At 73.0% G+C, this 1,430-nt stretch carries 2 protein-coding genes; both read left to right on the top strand.

Going from position 1 to position 1,430, the window contains the following annotated elements; all coding sequences use genetic code 11:
* A partial coding sequence (locus tag IH54_RS42330) for a hypothetical protein (RefSeq protein WP_159012392.1) occupies positions 1–186 on the top strand: 186 nt, incomplete at its 5' end.
* A 2-nt stretch (positions 187–188) separates the two neighbouring features.
* Positions 189–1,430 (top strand): polyketide synthase dehydratase domain-containing protein (locus tag IH54_RS0138610; protein WP_031526240.1); only part of this gene is annotated, 1,242 nt, incomplete at its 3' end.

Below are 1,430 nucleotides of genomic sequence, written 5' to 3'. Positions count from 1 at the left end.
TTGTTCACCGCCGGTGTGGATGTCGACTGGTCGTCGTGGGTGTCCGGTGGGCGGCTCGTGGACCTGCCCACGTATGCCTTCGAGCGCCGGCGCTTCTGGCTGCCGGCGGGACGGTCGCCCGTGGACGCCGCCGGGCTCGGTCTCGACCCGGCAGGGCACCCCCTCCTCCACGCCGCAGTGAGCTGACGTTGGAGCGTCCGCTGCTGCTGGCGGAGGGCGCGGCGGTGGTCGTACAGGTGTCGGTGGGCGCTCCGGACGAGGCCGGTCGCCGGTCGGTCACCGTGCACTCCCGTCCCCACGACGCGGGCTCCGACTGGGTACGGCACGCCGTCGGTGCGGTGGCCCCCGACGCGCTCCTTCCGGCGGAGCCCCTGGACGTCTCCTGGCCGCCGTCCGGTGCGCAGCCCGTACCGGGTGCGGAGGTCTACGAGCGGCTGGCCGGGCTCGGTTACGGCTACGGGCCGGTGTTCCAGGGGCTGCGGGAGATGTGGCGGGTCGGGGAGGAGCTGTTCGCGGAGGTGCGGTTGCCGGTGGAGCCGGACGGCTTCGGGGTGCATCCCGCGCTTCTGGACGCCGCCCTGCACCCCCTGCCGTCGGACGACCTGCGGGTCCCCTTCTCGTGGAGCGGTGTCAGGCTGCGCGCGGTGGGAGCCTCGGTGCTGCGGGTGCGGTTGTCGCCGGTGGCCGACGGCGTGGTGCGGGTGGCCGCGTTCGACGGTGCGGGGATGCCGGTCGTGACGGCGGACGAGCTGCGCATCCAGCCGATGTCGGAGGAACAGCTCCGCCAGGTCGCCGCGGGGCGCACGAACGGCCTTTACGAGCTGCGCTGGACGGCCGCACCGCTTCCGGAAGCGATGCCGGGGCTCGATACGTCCGGGGTCCGCGTGGAGGAGATCGCGCCGGGCGGCGACGTCCGCGAGCGGCTCGGTGACGTGCTCGCGGTGGTGCAGGACTTCCTCGCCGAGGGGCCGGAGGACGGCCGGCTGGTGGTCGTGACGCACGGGGCGATGGCGGGGGTCGCCGATCCGGTGACCGCCGCCGTGTGGGGTCTGCTGCGGTCCGCGCAGGCCGAGCACCCTCACCGTCTCGTCGTCCTCGACACACCCGCGGACGCCGACACCGCGAGCGCGGTGACAGCCGCCCTCACGACGAACGAACCCCAAGTCGTTCTGCACGACGGACAGTTCTTCGTGCCTCGACTGACTGCCTCCACGGTGGAGGACGAGAGCCCGGCCGTCTCCTTCGCTTCTGAGGGGACGGTGGTGGTGACGGGGGCGGGTGGTGTGCTGGCGGGGCATGTGGTGCGGCATCTGGTGGGGCGTCATGGGGTTCGGCATGTGGTGTTGGTGGGTCGTCGTGGTGGTGAGCGGGTGGATCGGTTGGTGGCGGAGGTGTCGGCGGTGGGTGCGTCGGTGCGGTTCGTCGTGTGT

Source organism: Streptomyces sp. NRRL F-5123 (assembly GCF_000721495.1).
Taxonomy (GTDB): domain Bacteria; phylum Actinomycetota; class Actinomycetes; order Streptomycetales; family Streptomycetaceae; genus Actinacidiphila.
This window is presented reverse-complemented; position numbering and strand designations above follow the sequence as displayed.